This is a genomic window from Tatumella sp. JGM130, from assembly GCF_018257525.1.
Taxonomy (GTDB): domain Bacteria; phylum Pseudomonadota; class Gammaproteobacteria; order Enterobacterales; family Enterobacteriaceae; genus Tatumella; species Tatumella punctata.
The window spans coordinates 1-945 of the sequence record NZ_JAERJS010000087.1 but is presented as its reverse complement, the minus strand read 5'-3'; the positions used below and the strand labels follow the sequence as shown (position 1 = coordinate 945).

The following is a 945-nucleotide window of genomic DNA, read 5'->3' as shown; positions in this document are numbered from 1 at the left end:
CGACTGACCCCTGAAAGCGAACGACAGCAGTTTATTCTGTGGATAAATGAAGCGGTAACGTCGGGTGCACGACGGGCTATTGCCTGCCGGGAAGTCAGCATCAACAGATGCATGAAAACCACTACACAAAGCTGGCAAACATGGCGGCGGGGCGAGCGCGCGCTGAGGCCTCCACGGAAGTTTTGAAGGCTTCGTAAATCCGGGATGAAGGGATTGGTTTAAAGTTTGCCAAAAAACGATCGAAACCCTTGTCAAACCTTTGATAAAATCTTACTGTTGCTTAACCTCAATCAATAAATCATAGAATACGTATGGTTTTATTTGTGCATAATAGCTATTTTTAGGGCAGAGATAATGGAATGGTTTTCTGATATAAAAAATCCGAAAATAGATCTATCAATTATTATACCAATGTATAATGTTGAGGATTATATTATTGACACTTTGAATTCTATGAAAGGCGTCAGAGATTTCAAGGTTGAATTAATACTTATCGATGATGGTAGCACTGACAATACGCTTAACCTCACGAAAGAATGGGCAGGTAATAGCGATTTTGACATTTGCATCTTAACTAAAGAAAATGAAGGTCCCTCAATAGCAAGAAACCTGGGTTTAAGTAAGGCGCGTGGTGAATTGGTAACTTTTTTTGATAGCGATGATATCGCATTATCATACTTATACACAGATGTAATTAATATTATTCTTTCTCACAACGTGGATTTTTGTATCTTCAGAGGCAGCTCATTCGATCATGTTACTCAAAAGGTGCATGAGTTTCCTGATTACTATGTGTGGGATAAAATTATGGGAGGGGCGGAGTTTAAGGTACTTACCCCGCATCAGGAACCGCGTTTAGCACGACTTGAACCTAAATAGCTGCGCCAAATAGTAGATCACTTTAAGGGAACTCAGCCCGGATTGTGCGATCTGATCAATCGCCAA

The 945-nt window shown here is 40.6% G+C and carries 1 protein-coding gene; it reads left to right on the top strand.

All coding sequences use genetic code 11. From position 1 onward, the window contains the following. Nucleotides 1-354: 354 nt before the first annotated feature. Nucleotides 355-879: a glycosyltransferase family A protein gene (locus tag JK211_RS16775; protein ID WP_212709751.1), complete on the top strand. Its 525-nt coding sequence runs from the start codon at nucleotides 355-357 to the stop codon at nucleotides 877-879. Nucleotides 880-945: the final 66 nt, after the last annotated feature.